Source organism: Kitasatospora sp. NBC_00315, assembly GCF_041435095.1.
Lineage (GTDB): Bacteria > Actinomycetota > Actinomycetes > Streptomycetales > Streptomycetaceae > Kitasatospora.
The window spans coordinates 6531328-6549783 of sequence record NZ_CP108025.1 but is presented as its reverse complement, the minus strand read 5'-3'; the positions used below and the strand labels follow the sequence as shown (position 1 = coordinate 6549783).

The following is an 18456-nucleotide window of genomic DNA, read 5'->3' as shown; positions in this document are numbered from 1 at the left end:
GCACGTTCACAGCAAGCCCGGGACACCGCACAGCACAGCCGTACGCAGACCTGCCTGATGGAGCACCCATGGATCACCTGCCGAGCCGCGCCACCACCCCGGCCGCGGCCCCGCGCCCCGCGGCCGGGCCCACCGCTCCGGTCGGCCTGGACGCGCTCGCCTACGGCGGCGACTACAACCCCGAGCAGTGGCCCGAGGAGGTCTGGCCCGAGGACGTCCGGCTGATGCGGGAGGCCGGGGTCACCATGGTCAGCGTCGGGATCTTCTCCTGGTCGCTGCTGGAGACCGAGCGGGGCAGGTACGAGTTCGGCTGGCTCGACCGGCTGCTGGACCTGCTGCACGAGGCGGGCATCAGGGTCGACCTCGGCACGCCCACCGTCGTCCCGCCCGCCTGGTTCTACCGGGAGCATCCCGAGGCCCTGCCGGTCTCCCGCGAGGGCGTCCGGTACGAGTTCGGCGGACGCGGCGCGATCTGCCACAGCTCCCCCGCCTACCGGGCCGCCGCCGCGGGCATCACCGAGCAGCTCGCGCTGCGCTACGCGGACCACCCCGCGCTCGCCCTGTGGCACGTACACAACGAGTACGGCGTGCCGGTGAGCGCCTGCTACTGCGAGGAGTCCGCCGCGCACTTCCGACGCTGGCTCGCCGCCCGCCACACCACCGTCAAGGAGCTCAACGCGGCCTGGGGCACGCCGTTCTGGGGCCAGCACTACAACCGCTGGGAGGACATCCGTCCGCCCCGGCTCACCCCGACCGCCTGCAACCCCGCCCAGCAGCTCGACTGGGCCCGGTTCACCAGCGACGCCATGCTGGAGAACTTCCGGAGCGAGCGCGACATCCTGCACCGCCTCGCCCCCGGGGTGCCGGTCACCACCAACTTCATGACCGCCCTCTCCCAGTGCGAGTCCGTCGACTACTGGGCCTGGGGACGCGAGGTGGACCTGGTCTCCAACGACCACTACCTGGTCGCCGAGGCCGAACGCAACCACGTGAACCTCGCGATGTCCGCCGACCTCACCCGCTCGGTGGCCGGCGGCAAGCCCTGGCTGCTGCTGGAGCACTCCACCGGCGCGGTCAACTGGCAGCCCCGCAACCTCGCCAAGCGGCCGGGCGAGCTGGCCCGCAACAGCCTCGCGCACGTCGCGCGCGGCTCGGAGGGAGCGATGTTCTTCCAGTGGCGGGCCTCGCGCTACGGCACCGAGAAGTTCCACTCCGCGATGCTCCCGCACGCCGGCACCGACAGCCGGATCTGGCGCGAGGTGGTCGCCCTCGGCTCCGACCTGACCTCGCTGGCCGGCATCCGCGACAGCCGGGTGGTGGCCGACGCGGCGGTGCTCTGGGACTGGCAGTCCTGGTGGGCGCAGAAGCTGGAGTGGCGCCCGAGCGTCGAACTCGACGCCCGCGAGCGCGCCGACGCCTGGTACGCGGCCGGCTACGACCGCCACCTGACGCTGGACTTCGCGCACCCCGAGGCGGATCTCACCGGCTACCCGCTGGTGCTCGTCCCCGCGCTCTACCTGATGACCGAGGCGGCCGGGCAGAACCTGCGCCGGTACGTCGAGGGCGGCGGCACCCTCGTCGTCTCGTACTTCTCCGGCATCGTCGACGAGCACGACACCGTCCACGCGGGCCCCCACCCCGGTGCGCTGCGGGACGTACTCGGCCTGACGATCGAGGAGTTCGCGCCGCTGCGGGCCGGCCAGAGCGTGCGGCTCACCGGCGCGGCGGGCGATCTGACCGCCGACGGCTGGGCCGAGTGGGTCGTCCCGCAGGGCGCCGGCACGCTCTGGACGTACGCCGACGGCCCCACCGCCGGCCACCCCGCCGTCACCCGCCACGCCCTGGGCACCGGCTCCGCGTGGTACGTCTCCAGCCGCCTCGACGCTGCCGGACTGGACACCGTACTGGCTCGCGCCGCCGCCGAGGCCGGCCTGCCCGAGCGCGAACTCCCGCGCGACGTCGAGGTGGTGGAGCGAGCCGGCGAGCTGGGCCGGTACCTCTTCGTGATCAACCACACCGACGAGGACGCCGTGGTGCCGCTGCCCGGCGACGGCGTCGAACTGCTCACCGGCAGCGCCGTCCGCGGCGCGCTGGACGTCCCCGGCAACTCCACCCGGGTCGTCCACCTGTGATCCCCCCGACCACCTGCCGGGGCCGCTGAGGGTCGGCCCCCGCAGGTCCCCGTCCGGTCGCGCCCCCAACGTGCCCGGGCGGTCCGGGAGCCCGCCACTGCCCCGGCGGGCTCCCGGCAGTCCCCCTCCCTCGGCACACCCCGCCCCGGAACCCGCGGGGCGGCCCGCACCACCCCGCCCGCCACCACCGGGGCGGCCCGTACCACCTCCCCCACCCCGCCTCATCGCCAAGGATGACGATGCACCAGGGACTCAAGCGCCTGCTCACCGGCGGCGCCGCCACCATGCTCCTCACCTCCGCCGCCGTCGTCGCGCTCCCGGCCGCCGGGGCGCAGGCAGCGACCACACTCACCAACGCCGGCTTCGAAACCGGCGGCGCCGCCACCGCCACCCCCGCCGGCTGGACCGCCTACTCCGCCGGGGGCCAGAGCGCCGCCTCCTACACCGAGGCCGGCGGCCACGGCGGCTCCTACCGGCTGACCCACTGGTCCGCGAGCGCGTACAAGGTCGAGACGTACCAGTACCTCTCCGGCCTGGCCAACGGCACCTACACGCTCACCGCCTGGGTGCGCTCCAGCGGCGGGCAGAACTCCGCCTACCTGGCGCTGCGCAACTGCGGCGGCGCCGAACAGCGCACCGACCTGCCGCCCACCCCGAACGGGGCCTGGATCCGGCTGGTCACCTCGGTCGCGGTCACCGGCGGCCAGTGCACCATCAGCATCAACTCCGACGCGAACGCCGGGAACTGGCTCAACGTCGACGACGTGTCCTTCGCCGCCGGCAGCACCGGCCTGACCGCGCGCGGAGTGGACGTCTCCACCCTCAAGAAGAGCGAGGACAAGGGCGGCGTCTACCTCAACTCCTCCGGCGCCACCGGCGACGCGCTGAGCATCCTGCACTCGGCCGGCGCCGACTACGTCCGGCTCAAGGTCTGGGTCGGTCCCGCCGACGGGTACAACACCAAGACCCAGGTGCTGGCCATGGCCAAGCGTGCGAAGGCCCTCGGCATGAAGGTGCTGATCGACTTCCACTACTCCGACACCTGGGCCGACCCGGGCAAGCAGACCAAGCCCTCCGCCTGGTCCGCCTACACCCTCGCGCAGCTCAAGACGGCGGTCTACAACCACACCTACGACGTGCTGAACGGCCTGAAGGCCCAGGGCACCACGGCCGACATGGTCCAGGTCGGCAACGAGATCAACGGCGGCATCCTGTGGTCCGAGGGATCGACGGCCAACTGGTCCAACCTGGCGGCCCTGCTCACCCAGGGTGCCAACGCCGCCAAGGCGGTGAGCAGTTCGACCAAGGTGGCGCTGCACCTGGCCAAGGGCGGTGACGACGCGGGAGCCCGGACGTTCTACGACAACGCCGTCTCCTACGGGGTGCCGTTCGACGCCATCGGCCTCTCCTACTACGGCTACTGGCACGGGCCGCTCAGCGACCTGCAGACCACCCTGGACGACATGGCCGCCCGCTACGGCAAGCAGGTCTTCGTCGCCGAGACGGCCTACCCCTTCACCCTGGCCAACAAGGACAGCCTGGAGAACAACATCGCCACCTCCTCCCAGCTGGTGGCCGGCTACGACGCCACCCAGGCCGGCCAGGCCGCGAACTTCCGCGACGTGCTGAACGTGGTCGAGGCGGTACCGAACGGCAAGGGCATCGGGGCCTTCTACTGGGAGCCGACCTGGACGGCCGTCGCGGGCAACGGCTGGGATCCGGCCGACCCCACCTCCCAGGACGCCTGGGAGAACCAGGCGATGTTCGACTACACCGGGAAGCCGACCGCCGCGATGAGCTGGCTCAGCCACCGCTGACCGCCGGCCGGGGCGATCCCGGCACCCGATCGGCCGGGGCGCACCCGGCCGATCGGGTGCTGCCGCGCCGCGACCGGCGTGTTCCCGTCCGCTCTCCCGGGCCGGGCGCCTACGGTCGGTCCAGCCACCGCCCGGCCGGAAGCGGCGGGAGCCCGCACGACGGGTGCCGCGGGCGGACACGGGAGGTACAGGATGCCGTCGAGTCGCCGGACGCTGCTGGCCGCGCTGGCCGGCGGCGCCCTGACCGGGTGCCGGCCGGGCCCCGACCGTTCCCCGGCCGGCACCCGGTCAGGACCGCCGAACCCGGACCGCACCGGGGCGCAGCCGCCCGGGGCATCGCCGGCGGCCACCGCGGCGAGCCCTTCGGGTGACGCCGTCCCGCCGCCCGCCGGCGTCACCCGGGAGGAGGTGGTCGCCCGCTACGGCGCTGCGGAGCCGACCGGTTGGGGCTTCGACGCTCCGGGAGTGATCAGCCGCCTGTCGCCCACCGCGACCGACGCCGGAGCGATCGCGCTGACCTTCGACGCCTGCGGCGGCCCGCAGGGCAGCGGCTACGACGAGGCACTGACCGGGTTCCTGCGCGAGCACCGGGTGCCGGCCACCCTCTTCCTCAACTCCCGCTGGATCGAGGCCAATCCATCGGTCTTCCGGCAGCTGGCCGCCGACCCGTTGTTCGAGATCGCCAACCACGGCACCCGGCACTGCCCGCTGTCGGTGTCCGGGCGCTCCGCCTACGGCATCGACGGCACCCGGGACGCGGGCGAGGTCTTCGACGAGATCGCGGGCAACCGGGCCGGGCTCACCCGCCTGCTGGGGCGGCCGCCGCGTTTCTTCCGCTCCGGCACCGCGTACCTCGACGACGTCGCGGCCCGGATCGTCGACGACCTCGGCGAACGGTTCGCGGGCTTCACGGTGAACGGCGACGGCGGCGCGACCTTCAGTGCCGAGCAGGTCCGCCGGGAGGTGGGCGCCGCCGGCCCGGGTGCGATCGTCCTGGCCCACATGAACCAACCGGGCGGCGGCACGGCGGCCGGGATCGCCGCCGCCGTCCCCGAACTGCTGGACGCCGGGCGCCACTTCGTCCGGCTGTCGGACGGCGTGGGCTGATCGGCCGCGATGTCACGGCGGGTACCGGGCCCGCGGCGTCCGCAGGATCCCCGGCCGGCCCGCCGGAACGGCTCCGCCCCGGAGCCGACGCCGAGGGTCGGTTCCGGGGCGGAGCCGCCACGGGCCAGGAGTTGCGACTCAGAGGGTGCCGTCCGGTCGGCTGCCGGCCGGGACCGCCGGCAACCGGATCTCCTCCGGGGCCCGCCTGCGGTCGCGGATGATGAACATGCCGTCGACCAGGTAGGTGTAGGTGTCCCAACCGAGCCGCTCGCCGGCCGTCCGGGCGGCCCGCCTGGTGGTGCTGATCGGCCCGAGCCCGGCCGCTCGCTGGAGCGGCATGGTCACGTTGCCGTAGTAGCCGCCGAGTTCCTCCCGGAGGGAGTCGCGCATCAGCGTCTCCAGCAGCTCCACCAGATCCTGGAAGCCACGGCGCCGCTCCTCCCGTGTCGTCGGCATCGCGGTGAACTCCCCTTGCCCGTGAGTTACTTCACGGATCCGGCGGTGAGGCCGGAGACGACCTGGCGCTCGATGACCGCGAACAGGACGATGACGGGCAGGATGGCGACGACCGAGCCGGCGAAGAGGTAGTTCCACTGGACGGTGTAGTTGCCGATGAAGTTGTTGATGCCGACGGTCAGCGGCTGGCTCTCGGGCACCGTGGTCAGGCGCAGACCCATCACGAACTCGTTCCAGGCCGAGATGAAGGTGAAGATCAGCGCGGTGACGATGCCGGGCATGGCGAGCGGGATCGTCACGCGGCGCAGTGCGCCGAGGCGGCCGAGACCGTCGATCTGGGCGGCCTCCTCCAGCTCGACGGGGATGGAGGAGATGTAGGCGGTGAGGATCCAGATCGCGAACGCCAGGTTGAAGGCGGCGTTGCAGATGATCAGCGTCCACACGGAGTTGAGCATGTCGAACTGGTAGAACTCGCGGTACAGACCGACCAGCAGCGAGGTGGGCTGGAACATCTGGGTGACGAGGACGAGCAGCAGGAAGATCTTGCGGCCGCGGTACTTGATGCGGGCGGTGTAGTAGGCGGCGGGCAGCGCCACCAGCAGGACGAGCAGGGTGGAGCCGCCGGCGACGAGCAGGGTGACCCGCAGGTTGCCGCCGAGGGTGGAGTCGGTCCAGACGTTGACGAGGTTGGACCACTCGAAGTGCGAGGGCAGGTACGTGGCGTCACGCAGCTCGTCCGCGGGCCGCAGCGCGGTGACCACCATCTCCAGGTAGGGGATGAGGAAGAGCGCGGCGAGCAGCCAGGCGACCGAGGCGATGACGACGGTGCGCGGGCGGATGGTGCGGCGCGGCCTGGCGTTCGCCCTGACGGGACCGGCGGGGGCGGTGACCGCGGGGGCGGGGGCGGCGGGGGCGGCGGCGGTGCTGGGCTGAGTCATCAGTTCTCCTCCTGGTTCCAGCGGCTGACCTTGAGGAAGACCAGGACCATGAGTACGACCAGGCCGAAGTTGATGACGGACATGGCCGCCGACTCACCGATGTCGGTGTTCATCAGCTGGAAGGCGAAGACGGTGCTGGTGGCCGTGTCGCTGTTCGGACCGCCCTGGGTCATGCCCCAGATGACGGGGAAGGAGTTGAAGACGTTGATCAGGTTGATGACCAGGCCGACGAGCAGGGCCGGGCGCAGCAGGGGCAGGGTGATCAGCCGGTAGGTCTGCCAGGGGCCGGTGCCGTCGACCTTGGCGGCCTCGTAGACCTCGGCGGGCACGGTCTGCAGGCCGGCCAGGAGGGTGTAGGTGGTGAACGGCAGCGAGACGAAGACGGCGACGAGCATCATCCAGGGCTTGGCGGAGCCGGGGTCGCCGAGCCAGTCCTGGGGGTGGTCGATGATGCCGAGGTCGGTGAGCGCCGTGTTGAGGACGCCGGCGGTGCGGTCGAGCATCCACTTGAAGCCGATGGCGGTCATCAGCACGGAGGCGGCCCAGGGCGCGATCAGTGCCCAGCGGGTGAGCCGGCGGCCGGGGAACTGCTGGTTGAACAGCTGCGCCAGGGCGAGCGAGAGCACCATGGTGAGGATGACGACGGCGACGGTCCAGATGACCGTCCAGCCGAGCACGGGCAGGAAGTCGGGCTCGTCGAACAGCTTGGTGTACTTGTCGAAGCCGGCCGTCCCGCGGACGAAGCCGGTGGTGCTGATGCGCAGGAACGAGGTGTGGACCATCTCGTAGACGGGCCAGAGCACCACGAACAGGATCAACAGAACGGCAGGGGCGATCCAGGGCAGCGGACCGAGCCGGGCCAGGCCGGAGCGCCTGCCCGCCGGAGTGCCCCGGCGTGCCCGGTCGGCACCGGGCTCGGCGGTCTTGAGCGACACGGGGTAAGGCCTTCCCTTGGTGTGCGCGGCGTCGGCCGGCACACGGTGTGCGGTGGTGGGGCGCGGTACGTGCCTGCGACGCGGAGTACGAGGGGTACGCGCGGGTGCGGCTCGAAGGAGCGGCGGTACGGGGCGGAGCGGTGGTGCGGCGTCGGGCCGGTGCCGGTGTGGTGGCCGGCACCGGCCCGAGGGGTGTTACTTGTTCGCGACCGCGGCTTCGGCCTTCTTCTGCAGGTCGCCGAGGACGGCGGTCGGGTCACCGGAGACCGCGCTGCCACCGCTCTTCTTGATCTCGGCGGAGACGGCGTCCCAGCTGGTGTCGCCCAGCGGGTAGAAGGAGGCCTGCGGGAGCAGGGCGAAGAACGGGGCCAGGTCGGCGTGCTTGCCGCTGGCGGTCATGTCGGCCAGGGTGTCCTTGGTGACCGGCATCAGGTTGTACAGCTCGTCGAACTTGAGCGTGTTCTCCTTGTTGAAGGCGAAGTCGAGGAACGACTTGACCTGCTCCTGGTGGCCGTTCTTCTTGAACGCCATCATCCAGTCGGCAACGCCGAGGGTGGAGGCCAGCGGGCCGCTCTTGCCGGGGATCGCGGCGGTGCCGTAGTCGACCTTGCCGTCCTTGGACATCTGGATCAGCGAGGGGTGACCGTTGAGCATCGCGGCCTTGCCGGCGGCGAAGTCCGCGAAGGCGGTCTTGCGGTCCGTGGTGGCCGGGTTCGGGTAGGTGTCACCGGTGGCGACCAGGTTGGTCTTCAGCCAGTTGAAGGTCTCGACGTTGGCGGCCGAGTTGATGGTGTACTTGCCGGAGGCGTCGGTGACCCCGCCACCGTTGCCGAGCTCCCACATCATGCTCTCGCCCTGGGCCTCCTCGGGACCGAGCGGCAGCGCGTAGGGGGTGACGCCCGGGACCTTGGCCTTGATCAGGTCGGCGTCCTTCTTCACGTCGTCCCAGGTCTTGGGGGCCTCGGTGATGCCGGCCTGGGTGAAGATCGCCTTGTTGTAGAAGAAGGCGCGGGCCGAGGAGACGAACGGGATGCCGTACTGGGTGCCCTTGACCTGGCCGGCCTTGGAGAAGGTGTCGATGAAGTTCGACTGGGTGGCCGGCGAGAGCACGTCGGTGGCCTTGTAGAGCAGGTCGTCGGCGACCTTGTCGGCGTAGCCGCCGGTCTGCAGGACGTCCGGGTAGTTGCCGGACTGGATCATCGTCTTGACCTGCTTGTCGATGTCGTTCCAGTTGACGACCTGGACATCGACCTTGATCTTCGGGTTGGCCGCGGTGAAGGCGGTCGCGACCGCGTCCCAGTAGGTCTTCGAGCTGTTTGACGCCTTGTCACCGTAGTCGGCCGCGACGAGCTTGATGGTCGTGGTGCCGCCCGCGGAGTCCCCGCCGCTCTTGGTGCTGCTGCCGCAACCCGTGAGCACCAGGGCACCGGTGGCACAGGCCGCCGAGAGGAGAAGTACAGATCGGTTCACAGGAGTTACCGCTTTCTGCGTTGATCTGAAGCCACCGGTGCGGGGGCTTCTGAGAGTGGGGGACGGGCAGGTGGGGGCCGGGTGGCACGGTCGGCCCGCCGTGGCCCGGAGTCGTCGTCCGGTTTGGTGCGTGCGGCCGTGCGCGCGGCCGCAGCAGGTACTCCACTGGGTGTGCGCCTGCGTCCGGTCGAGGTCGCGGGGCGCCGTCTTGCTGCGTGAGTCAGAGTGCACCACCCCGAGATAGAGGACTAGACCTCTTTACCGAATCGATGCTGGGGGTGCAGAGGGCGCCTCGAAGGTGACCGGGAGGCAACGAAATCGGCACTTGGTACGGACCAAGGCCCGCTCGAAACTCCGGCCCGGAGGGCTCGGAGGAGCAGGGCGCCGACCGATCGGCCGCGCCCTCGGCATAGGTTACGCGTCGGAACAAAAGAACGGGTAGCCCACCCCGTCAATTCGTGGACGGACAAGCCGTCGAGAAGCCTTCGTTCCCGATACGTACTGCTCGCACGCCGCGCGAGGGCGATCCGCTCGTCGCCGGGATCGCCCACCCTCCCGGTGGGCCGCGTCCCCCGCGGGGCGCCGGTGGCCGAAGGCGTGGGGGTGCGCCGGCGAGCCGGCCCGTGGACCGGCGCCGTCCTCGCCGACCCGGCGCCCTAGCCGAGCCCCGCCCCACCCATCGCGGACCGCAGTTCGGCGGCGTCCGGCGGGTTGGCGCCCGCTCGGGAGACGGTGACCGAGGCCGCCGCCCCCGCGTACCGGGCGATCCGCGCGAGCGTTCCGGCGTCCCAACCGGCCGGCCGGGCCCGGTTCGCGCTCCCGAGGGCGTCCAGGCGCGCCATCGCGTCCAGGGTCGCCGCCGTGTAGGAGTCCCCCGCGCCGACGGTGTCCGCCACCGTGACGGCGCGCGCGGCGACCTCCGCCCGTCCCTGCCGGCCGAGGGCCAGCGAACCGGCACCGCCCCGGGTGACCAGGACGGTGCCCGGACCGAGATCCAGCCAGCGTTCGGCGATCCGCTCGTACGGCTGCCCCGGGTAGAGCCAGTCGAGATCCTGGTCGCTGGCCTTCACCAGGTCGCTCAGCGCGACGCAGCGCTCCACCCGCGCCACCGCCCGGGAGTGGTCACCCATCAGCGCGGGCCGCACGTTGGGGTCGTAGCTCACCGAGGCACCCGACCGCACCGACTCCACCTGCGCCAGGACGGTGTCGGCGCCCGGCTCGGTGACCGCCGCGATCGATCCGATGTGCACGTGGTCCGGCCGGAAGGGCACCGCCACGGCGCTCAGCGTCCAGCCGATCTCGAAGGCGTACGAGGCGTGTCCTTCGGCGTCCAGGGTCACCACGGCGGCCGGCGTCCGGGCACCGTCGCCGGCCGTGAGGACCTCCACCCCGGCGGAGCCCAGGTGGGCCCGGATCAACTCGCCGTCGGCGTCCGCCCCGAGCTGGGTCACCAGCGCGGCCCGGCGGCCGAGCCGCGCCAGCCCGTACGCGACGTTGGCCGGGCTCCCGCCGGGGTGCGTCCGGTCGGGCCGGCCGGGCGTGCGGACGATGTCGGCGACGCACTCGCCGATCACCAGGAAGCGCGGCTCTGGGGCGGTGGGACGCACGGCGTCGGCTCCTTCGCGTAAGGTCCCGGCGCGCGGCCGGAGCACGGCGGCCGCCCCTCTCGGTGCGGGGGAGGCCATGGGGGAACCATGCCATCCTCGCCACCGGTGCTGTCCAGCACACCCGCGTCACGACCGCCGTGGCGCCGCCTGCGGGGGTGCTTCCGGCCGCCGCACCCTTTCGGTCGTGCCCGGAGCGGACCAGTAGGGTGATCATCCCGTGCCGGGTCCGCACCGACCGACGACGCCGTGAGAGGACTTCGCATGCCGACGCTCGGGCTCCACAAGGACTTCCTGCGCGAGTTCGCCCAGTTGGAGAAGAAGGTGCGCACGAAGGTCGCCGACGCCTTCGACAAGTTCGAGCACTCCTCGGCCACCGGGCAGCACCTGGAGAAGCTGAACCACGCCCGGGACGCCCGGCTGAAGACCATCCGGATCGACCGGTTCTACCGCGGGGTCGTACTGGCCCCCGAGGACGGCGACAGCTTCCTGCTGCTGAAGGTCCTGCCGCACGACGACGCGATCGACTGGGCGCTCAAGCACCGGGCCACCGTCAACGCGGCGACCGAGGGCATCGAACTGCGCAACGACATCGCACTGGAACAGCTCGGCCCCGGGCTGGCCCGGGCCACCGGGGACGGCGTCGCCCGCCCGCTGTTCGCCCACGTCTCCGACAGCGACCTGACCCGGCTCGGCATCGACGCCCAGATCCTGCCGATCGCCCGCCGGCTCGACTCGGAGGAACTGCTGGACGCGCTGCGCCCGATCCTCCCCGAACACCAGCACGACGTGCTGTTCGGGCTGGCCGCCGGCATGAGCGCCGAGGACGTCTGGCGCGAGATCGTGCAGACCCAGCTCGCCGCCGGCTCCGGGAGCACCGCCGGCGCCGGCGCCGGCGACGACTCCCCGAAGGACGGTCTGACCGCCGCGATGGCCCGGGCCCGGGGCCGGATCACGCTGGTCTCCGGACCGGCCGAACTGATGGAACTGCTGGAGCGTCCCTTCGACGCCTGGCGGGTCTTCCTGCACCCCTCCCAGCACCGGATCGCCTACCGCCCCTCGTTCAGCGGGCCGGCCCGGGTCACCGGCGGACCCGGCACCGGAAAGACCGTCGTCGCCCTGCACCGCGCGGCCCACCTGGCCGCCGCACTCCCCGACGACACCCCCGACGACTCGATCCTGCTGACCACCTTCACCCGGGATCTCGCCGCCGAACTCCAGCGCAGCCTGAACCTGTTGATGACGGACCCGGAACAGCGCCGCCGGGTCCGGGTGGTCAACATCGACGCGCTCGCCGCCGAGATCCTGCGCGGCAGCCGGGGCACCCGGCGCCTCAGCATCCTCACCGACCAGCGTGCCGTCACGGCCCGTTGGGGCCGGATCGCCCGCCGGCTCGGCCTCGGGCACAGCGCGGAGTTCCTGGACCAGGAGTGGCGGCACGTCGTGCTCGCCCAGTCGATCGGCACTGCCGAGGAGTACCTCAGGGCGTCAAGGGCCGGACGCGGCACGGCACTCGGGCCGCTCAAGCGGGCCGAGGTCTGGCGTGCCGTCACCGCGTTCACCGAGGAGCTCCGGGCCGCCGACACCTGGACCTTCCACCAGGTGTGCGACGAGGCCGCGCGGATCCTGGACGCGCGGGGCACCGACGGCGGCCGCCGGCTGTTCCGGCACGTCCTCGTCGACGAGGCGCAGGACCTCCACCCGGCCCAGTGGCGCCTGCTGCGCGCCGCCACCGAACCCGGCCGCCCGGACGACCTGTTCATCGCCGGCGACCCCCACCAGCGGATCTACGGGAACAAGGTGTCGCTGCGCGGCATGGGCATCGCCGTCACCGGCCGCTCGCACCGGCTCCGGATCAACTACCGCTCCACGCACGAGATCGTCGCCTGGGCCACCGCCCTGCTCGCGGGTGAGGCGGTCGACGACATGGACGGCGGCGCGGATCGCCTCGGTGACTACCGCTCCGCCTTCCACGGCAGCCGCCCGGTGACCTCCGGCCACCCGACCAAGGCCGCCGAGCTCGACGCCCTGGCGCAGCAGGTGTCGCAGTGGCTGACGGTCAGCGCGATACCCGCCGACCAGATCGGCATCGCCGTCCGGTTCGTCCAGTTCGGCCGGGACGTCGCCGCCGCCCTCACCCGGGCCGGCATCCCGGCCGCCGTGACGGGCGCCGTGACCGACGCCGTGACGGGGGCCTCCTCGCCGGCCGGCGAGGAGGGGTGCGTGCGGATCGGCACCATGCACCGCCTCAAGGGCCTGGAGTTCCGCTGCATGGCGGTGGCCGGCGTGTCGGAGGGCGTCGTCCCGATGCGCAACGCCCTCACACCGGTGGAGGTGGACGCCCAGCAGCACCGCGAGGACCTGCTCGGCGAGCTGAGCCTGCTGTTCGTCGCCTGCACCCGGGCCCGCGAGGCCCTGTACGTGTCCTGGCACGGCGAGCCCAGCCCGTTCCTTCGCCGGGTGGAGCTCGGGTCCGCCTGAGCTCGCCGGGCCCCCGCCGGGCCCCCGCCTGAGCGGGAGCGACCGGCTGGGGCCCGGGCGGCGACGGATGCCCGCACCGGCCACGGCGGCCGTCAGGCCGGCCGCGCCGCGTGCGCGAGGCTGACGACCGCCTCACCCGTGTACATCAGGAAGGTCAGCGACTCCTGGAGGTACAGCTGGACGCTCTCGGTGTCGTGCGCGTGGTAACCGATCGCCAGGTCCTGTCCGAGGTGCAGCTCGTAGTCCCCGCCGCGGGTGGAGAGCAGGAACGCGCCCTCGATCGCGGGCGCCCAGATGATCTCCCCGTCGAGCAGCCGGGCCAGGTGGTTGTGCACCGGGTAGCCGTGGTCGGAGGTCTCGTTGACGGCGGTGTACGCCTCGGCCCCGAGCAGCAGCGAATAGGGGCCGCTCACGCCGGCCAGCCGCAGCGCGGTGAGGGCCCGGCTGACGGCGTTCGGGTACTCGCGGACGTCCTCGGGCAGGGTCAGCGCCGGATTGGTCGACGCCTCCCGGATCCCGGCGACGGCGGCGGGCCGGTAGCCGTCGAAGACCACCCGGTCCTCGGCGCGGGCCATGGTCAGCGCCGCGTCCTTCACCGGCTGCCAGTCGGAGTCCTTGGCGCCGCGTTCCACGTCGTCCACCGCCCGCCGGTCGACGGTGAAGGGCACCCGCAGCTCCACCATCGGCTGGGAGCGGCGCGCGTGCGCGACGGCGCCCTCGACCGGCGGGTCGAGGTCGTCGAGGTGGCCGATCCCGACCGCCGAGAGGGTTGGTCCCTCCGGTCCGCGCAGGTCGACGACGCGGCGCCCGGCGACGTGCAGGGTGAAGGTGCGCCTGACCTCCTCCTCGATCTCGGCCCAGGCCGCGGCGGAGATGGGCGCCAGTTCGCGGTGCAGGTTGTTCATCGGGGGTTGCTCCTTTTCAGGCTGCCGATGCCCAGCGAGCCGTCGGCGGCGCGGGTGCCCGCGCCGCCCGTCGCGATGGCAACGGCCTCCGGGCGGTGGGCGGACGCCGCCCGCCCAGGGGCATCGGGCAGGTCGCCGAGCAAGGCGGCGGAGGGGGTGAAGAAGAGTGATCCGGTGACGGCCGAGGAGAAGTCGAGAATGCGGTCGTAGGTGCCCGGCGGGCTGCCGACGAACATGTTCTCCAGCATCCGCTCGGTGACGTCGGGGGTGCGGGAGTACGCGATGAAGTAGGTACCGAACTCGCCCTGGCCGGCCGTTCCCCAGGGCATGTTGTCGCGCAGGATCTGCAGCTGGGAGCCGTCGGCGGCGGTGACGGTGTTCAGCGCCACGTGCGAGTCGGCCGGTTTGGCGTCGTCGTCCAGCTCGATGTTCGAGGACTTGGTGCGGCCGATCACCTTCTCCTGCTCCTCGACCGGCAGCGCGTTCCACGCCCGCATGTCGTGGACGTACTTCTGCACCACGACGTAGCTTCCGCCGGCGAACTCACGGTCCTCCGCGCCGATCACGACGGCGGCCTCGGCGGCCCGGCCGACCGGGTTCTCGGTGCCGTCGACGAAGCCCATGAGGTCCCGCTCGTCGAAGTACTTGAAACCGTGCACCTCGTCCACGACCTCGGCGGCCCCGGCGAGCCGGTCGGCGATCTGGACGGCCAGTTCGAAGCAGAGGTCCATCCGCTGGGCGCGAATGTGGAAGAGCAGGTCGCCGGGCGTGGAGACGGCGCGGTGCCGGTCCCCGGCGAACTCCCGGAACGGGTGCAGCCCGGCCGGGCGCGGTCCGCCGAACGTCCGGTCCCAGAGCCCCGAACCGATGCTGGTGACGCAGGTCAGCGCACCGGCGGGCACCCGCGAGCCGACCGACCGGCGCAGCCCGGCGAGATCCGGCAGCAGTTCCCGGACCACCGCCTCGCCGCCGGGGGCGACCGTCACGACCAGGAACACGGCCGCGTCGCTGACCGGAGCGAGGACGGCCTGCGGCTCGGGGGGCGCCGGGGCGGCGGCGGGCGCACCGGCCGGGAGCCGGTCCGCGCCGGGGAGCCCGCCCCCGGCCGCCTCCGTGGCGGGCCGGTCGGCGGGGGTCCGATCGGTCGGGGTCCGGTTGGCGGGGGTTCTGTTGGCGGGGGTTCTGTTGGCGGGGGACCGGTTGGCGGGGGACTGGGCCGTCGGGTCGGCCGGCAGCGTCATGGCAGCACAGATCCTGGGGTCGGCGACGGGCCGCAGGTCACGGCGGCCCTTCGACCGAGTATCCGGGGGGAGTCCGGCCCCGGCCACCGCTGCCGGGCCCGGCCGGGGGGGGCAGCCGGCGGGGCCGGGCGGCCCCGGACCCGTCCCGTCGGGCCACCGGCGGGTGCGCGCGCCACTCGGACGGACCGGCCCGGAGGGGCCGGGTGGGGTGGGCGGGGCCGTCAGACCCGCAGCGCCGCCAACTGCTCGGCGAACGGGACCACCGGCTCGCCCTGCCACCGTCCGGCCTGCTCCGGTCCGGCCTGCTCCGGGTCCCCCTGCTCCGGTCGGTCCGGCAGCAACCCATCCGGCAGCAACCGACCCGGCAGCACTCGGCCCGGCTCGGGTTGACCCGGCACCGGGAACACCGGTCGGCGGGCCGTCAGAGCGGCCAGTTCCCCGGCCGCGCGGTCGATCCGGGCGGGCAGCCCGTCCGTGTGCGCGTCCCCGCCGCTCCCCCAGTCCTCGGTCGCCGCGTAGACCGCCGTCGGCACGACCACCGCCCGGAGGTAGGTGAACAGGGGCCGGACGGCGTACTCCAGGGCGAGTGAGTGCCGCCCGGTGCCGCCGGTCGCCGCGATCAGCACCGGCTTTCCGGTCAGCGCGTCCTTGTCGATCACGTCGAAGAACGACTTGAAGAGCCCGCTGTACGAAGCGGTGAAGATCGGTGTCACGGCGATCACGCCGTCCGCCTCCGCCACCGCCCCGAGGGCCTCGTGCAGCGCCGCGCCGGGGAAGCCCGTCACGAAGTTGTCGGCGATGCCGGTGGCGAGGTCCCGCAGTTCGATCACCCGTACCTGTACCGCTGCCTCCCCGCCGAGTCGCAGCACGGCGGCCGCAGCCAGGCGGTCGGCCAGCAGGCGGGTGGACGAGGGCTTGCCGAGACCTGCCGACACGGCCACGAGCTTCAGGGTGTCCATGGTGTTCCTCTCCTCTCGGTACCGACCGCCGGACGACCGGTGGGCCGGACGGACGGCCACCGGGACGGACGACCGGCGCGTGGGCCGGTCGGCGTCCCGGACCGCCGGTGCGCCGGTGCGGCGATGCGCCGATGCGCCGATGCGGGCGGTGCGTCAGAGCGCCGGTGCGGCGGCCTGCTGGGCGTCCCGTCGGGCGACCAGCGCCCGGTGGGTGGGCCCCTCCGGCACCCCGGCGGGGCGTGCCTTGGCGAACTCCTCGCGCAGGACGGGGATCACCTGCTCGCCGAGCAGATCCAGCTGCTCCAGCACCGTCTTCAACGGCAGGCCGGCGTGATCCATCAGGAACAGCTGGCGCTGGTAGTCGCCGAAGCTCTCGCGGAAGGTCAGCGTCTTCTCGATGACCTCCTGGGGGCTCCCCACGGTGAGCGGAGTCTGCTCGGTGAACTCCTCCAGCGAGGGACCGTGCCCGTAGACCGGCGCGTTGTCGAAGTACGGCCGGAACTCACGTACCGCGTCCTGCGAGTTCTGCCGCATGAACACCTGCCCGCCGAGCCCGACCACCGCCTGCTCCGGGGTGCCGTGGCCGTAGTGCGCGAAGCGCTCCCGGTAGAGGTTGATCAGCTTCCGGAAGTGGTCCTTGGGCCAGAAGATGTTGTTCGCGAAGAACCCGTCGCCGTAGTACGCGGCCTGCTCGGCGATCTCCGGGCTGCGGATCGAGCCGTGCCACACGAACGGCGGCACGCCGTCCAGCGGACGCGGAGTGGCGGTGAAGGACTGCAGCGGCGTACGGAAGCGGCCCTGCCAGTCGACCACGTCCTCGCGCCACAGCTTGTGCAGCAGCGCGTAGTTCTCGATCGCCAGCGGGATGCCCTGGCGGATGTCCTTGCCGAACCAGGGATACACCGGCCCGGTGTTGCCGCGTCCCATCATCAGGTCGACCCGGCCGTCCGCGAGGTGCTGGAGCATCGCGAAGTCCTCGGCGATCTTCACCGGGTCGTTGGTGGTGATCAGCGTGGTGGACGTGGAGAGGATGATCTTCTCGGTCCGCGCGGCGATGTGGCCGAGCATGGTGGTCGGCGAGGACGGCACGAACGGCGGGTTGTGGTGCTCGCCCGTGGCGAACACGTCCAGGCCCACCTCCTCCGCCTTCAGTGCGATGGCCACCATCGCCTTGATCCGCTCGTGCTCGGTCGGCGTCCGACCGGTCGTGGGATCGGGGGTCACGTCGCCCACGGTGAAGATTCCGAACTGCATGCTGCTCACCACTCCCCATGTCATTTAACTTTCAACCACCCTAGCACCGGTCGACCCGGGTTCATTCCCCCGGCACCGGAGCGACCGGCCGGAGCGACCGGGCAGCGCGACCGTGTGGGAGCCGGGGATCCGCTCCCCGCCCGGCGGAGCGTTCACGGGCCCGTCTCCGTGGTCCACCCCGGCCACGGGCGGGGCTTCGACCGGGCCCGGCTCCGTGCGCCGACGCACGCCTGGCTGCGCGGCACGGCCCTGGGGCGGTGGCCCCGCGCGCCGCCCATGCCGATGCCCGGCCGCCGGGCCCGGGCGACAATGGAAGGCAGCGGGGACGAGACCGACCGACCCGGAAGGGCGGCAAGCATGCCCTACGTCGCGGTGAGTGCGCTGAGCCATGAGGGACTGGTCCGGGAGCACAACGAGGACAGCCTGGCCGTCGGGCCGTGGACGCTCTGCGCCACGGTGACCGGGAATCCGCAGACCCTGCTGTTCCCGCTCGACGGGGCCGGGTCGCCGCCGTGCGTGGTGGCGGTCGCGGACGGGCTGGGCGGCCATCCCGGCGGCGAGGTCGCGGGCGCGCTGGTGGCCCGCCGGCTCGCGGCGGCGGGCGCGCGGCTGGACAGCGAGCAGGCCGTCCGGGAGGAGCTGCACACCTGCAACCGCGCGGTGTACGAGGCGGCCGCTGCGGCTCCCGAACTGACCGCGATGGGGACGACGGTCGCCGGGGTCGTCCTGCTCCCGCAGTCGCTGGTCGTCTTCAACGTCGGCGACAGCCGCGTGTACCGGGTGGCGCCCGACGGGCTGCGGCGACTCAGCACGGACGACTCCCCGCCGCTCGACCCCGGCCGACGCACCACCTCCCTGGTCACGCAGTCCCTCGGCGGCTCCGCGGAGCTGACCGTGGTCGAACCGCACGTGACGACGGCCGGGCTGGCCGTCGGCGACCGGTTCCTGGTGTGCAGCGACGGCCTCACCGACCCGGTGCCGGACGAGGAGCTGCACCGCGTGCTGGCCGGACCGTACGAGCAGTCGGAGCGGGCGGACGGCCGGGCGGCGTTCGACCTGTGGAAGGCCGCGATCGAGGCGGGCGGGCCGGACAACATCACCCTCGCACTGGTCCGGGTCGGCGGCTGACACCCCACCCGCGCCCCACCCGCGCCCGT

14 protein-coding genes are annotated in these 18456 nt (G+C 72.7%); 5 read left to right on the top strand and 9 right to left on the bottom strand.

The window, feature by feature from the left end; genetic code table 11:
* The first annotated feature begins 68 nt into the window (after window positions 1-68).
* The 3 genes from OG823_RS27350 to OG823_RS27340 all read left to right on the top strand — a co-directional run bounded on the left by OG823_RS27350 (window position 69) and on the right by OG823_RS27340 (window position 5056).
* The gene (locus OG823_RS27350; protein ID WP_371482663.1) at window positions 69-2132 is read left to right on the top strand and encodes a beta-galactosidase; all 2064 of its coding nucleotides are present in this window, start codon (window positions 69-71) and stop codon (window positions 2130-2132) included.
* 239 nt (window positions 2133-2371) lie between these two features.
* Window positions 2372-3949 (top strand): arabinogalactan endo-beta-1,4-galactanase, encoded by a 1578-nt coding sequence (locus OG823_RS27345; protein WP_371482661.1) that lies wholly within the window; start codon window positions 2372-2374, stop codon window positions 3947-3949.
* A gap of 192 nt (window positions 3950-4141) precedes the next feature.
* Window positions 4142-5056, top strand: a complete 915-nt coding sequence (locus OG823_RS27340) for a polysaccharide deacetylase family protein (protein ID WP_371482659.1) — start codon at window positions 4142-4144, stop codon at window positions 5054-5056.
* A gap of 138 nt (window positions 5057-5194) precedes the next feature.
* On the opposite strand, the gene OG823_RS27335 is transcribed toward OG823_RS27340, so the two are convergent.
* From OG823_RS27335 to OG823_RS27315, 5 genes are all read right to left on the bottom strand, one after another.
* Complete coding sequence (locus tag OG823_RS27335; protein WP_371482657.1) at window positions 5195-5512, bottom strand: hypothetical protein; 318 nt, start codon at window positions 5510-5512, stop codon at window positions 5195-5197.
* A gap of 26 nt (window positions 5513-5538) precedes the next feature.
* Window positions 5539-6450, bottom strand: a complete 912-nt coding sequence (locus tag OG823_RS27330) for a carbohydrate ABC transporter permease (RefSeq protein ID WP_371482655.1) — start codon at window positions 6448-6450, stop codon at window positions 5539-5541.
* Window positions 6450-7385, bottom strand: coding sequence for a carbohydrate ABC transporter permease (locus tag OG823_RS27325; protein ID WP_371482653.1), 936 nt, complete (start codon window positions 7383-7385; stop codon window positions 6450-6452). Before OG823_RS27325 ends, OG823_RS27330 begins: the two co-directional genes overlap by 1 nt.
* Window positions 7386-7580: 195 nt before the next feature.
* Window positions 7581-8855 carry an extracellular solute-binding protein gene (locus OG823_RS27320; RefSeq protein ID WP_371482651.1) on the bottom strand — a complete coding sequence of 425 codons (1275 nt, stop codon included), beginning with the start codon at window positions 8853-8855 and terminating at the stop codon, window positions 7581-7583.
* 656 nt (window positions 8856-9511) lie between these two features.
* Window positions 9512-10462 (bottom strand): carbohydrate kinase, encoded by a 951-nt coding sequence (locus tag OG823_RS27315; protein WP_371482649.1) that lies wholly within the window; start codon window positions 10460-10462, stop codon window positions 9512-9514.
* A gap of 261 nt (window positions 10463-10723) precedes the next feature.
* On the opposite strand from OG823_RS27315, the gene OG823_RS27310 reads away from it, so the two are divergent.
* Window positions 10724-12940, top strand: a complete 2217-nt coding sequence (locus OG823_RS27310; RefSeq protein WP_371482648.1) for a UvrD-helicase domain-containing protein — start codon at window positions 10724-10726, stop codon at window positions 12938-12940.
* Between the two features lie 92 nt (window positions 12941-13032).
* On the opposite strand, the gene OG823_RS27305 is transcribed toward OG823_RS27310, so the two are convergent.
* The 4 genes from OG823_RS27305 to OG823_RS27290 all read right to left on the bottom strand — a co-directional run bounded on the left by OG823_RS27305 (window position 13033) and on the right by OG823_RS27290 (window position 17299).
* Entirely contained in the window at window positions 13033-13845 is an 813-nt protein-coding gene (locus OG823_RS27305) for a family 1 encapsulin nanocompartment shell protein (protein ID WP_371482646.1), read from the bottom strand.
* Window positions 13842-15086, bottom strand: coding sequence for a Dyp-type peroxidase (locus OG823_RS27300; RefSeq protein WP_371482645.1), 1245 nt, complete (start codon window positions 15084-15086; stop codon window positions 13842-13844). Before OG823_RS27300 ends, OG823_RS27305 begins: the two co-directional genes overlap by 4 nt.
* A 221-nt stretch (window positions 15087-15307) precedes the next feature.
* The gene (locus OG823_RS27295) at window positions 15308-16045 is read right to left on the bottom strand and encodes a CE1759 family FMN reductase (RefSeq protein ID WP_371482644.1); all 738 of its coding nucleotides are present in this window, start codon (window positions 16043-16045) and stop codon (window positions 15308-15310) included.
* A 153-nt stretch (window positions 16046-16198) separates the two neighbouring features.
* Window positions 16199-17299, bottom strand: a complete 1101-nt coding sequence (locus OG823_RS27290; RefSeq protein ID WP_371482643.1) for an LLM class flavin-dependent oxidoreductase — start codon at window positions 17297-17299, stop codon at window positions 16199-16201.
* A 357-nt stretch (window positions 17300-17656) separates the two neighbouring features.
* Between OG823_RS27290 and OG823_RS27285 the strand changes: the two genes are divergently transcribed.
* Window positions 17657-18427, top strand: a complete 771-nt coding sequence (locus OG823_RS27285) for a PP2C family serine/threonine-protein phosphatase (RefSeq protein ID WP_371482642.1) — start codon at window positions 17657-17659, stop codon at window positions 18425-18427.
* The last annotated feature ends 29 nt before the right edge of the window (window positions 18428-18456 follow it).

Bases quoted from the DNA above. Each gene is read 5' to 3' on its own strand.
- OG823_RS27350 (WP_371482663.1), top strand. From the start codon at position 69: ATGGATCACCTGCCGAGCCGCGCCACCACCCCGGCCGCGGCCCCGCGC.
- OG823_RS27295 (WP_371482644.1), bottom strand. From the start codon at position 16,045: ATGGACACCCTGAAGCTCGTGGCCGTGTCGGCAGGTCTCGGCAAGCCC.
- OG823_RS27340 (WP_371482659.1), top strand. From the start codon at position 4,142: ATGCCGTCGAGTCGCCGGACGCTGCTGGCCGCGCTGGCCGGCGGCGCC.
- OG823_RS27310 (WP_371482648.1), top strand. From the start codon at position 10,724: ATGCCGACGCTCGGGCTCCACAAGGACTTCCTGCGCGAGTTCGCCCAG.
- OG823_RS27330 (WP_371482655.1), bottom strand. From the start codon at position 6,450: ATGACTCAGCCCAGCACCGCCGCCGCCCCCGCCGCCCCCGCCCCCGCG.
- OG823_RS27285 (WP_371482642.1), top strand. From the start codon at position 17,657: ATGCCCTACGTCGCGGTGAGTGCGCTGAGCCATGAGGGACTGGTCCGG.
- OG823_RS27305 (WP_371482646.1), bottom strand. From the start codon at position 13,845: ATGAACAACCTGCACCGCGAACTGGCGCCCATCTCCGCCGCGGCCTGG.
- OG823_RS27290 (WP_371482643.1), bottom strand. From the start codon at position 17,299: ATGCAGTTCGGAATCTTCACCGTGGGCGACGTGACCCCCGATCCCACG.
- OG823_RS27345 (WP_371482661.1), top strand. From the start codon at position 2,372: ATGCACCAGGGACTCAAGCGCCTGCTCACCGGCGGCGCCGCCACCATG.
- OG823_RS27300 (WP_371482645.1), bottom strand. From the start codon at position 15,086: ATGACGCTGCCGGCCGACCCGACGGCCCAGTCCCCCGCCAACCGGTCC.
- OG823_RS27335 (WP_371482657.1), bottom strand. From the start codon at position 5,512: ATGCCGACGACACGGGAGGAGCGGCGCCGTGGCTTCCAGGATCTGGTG.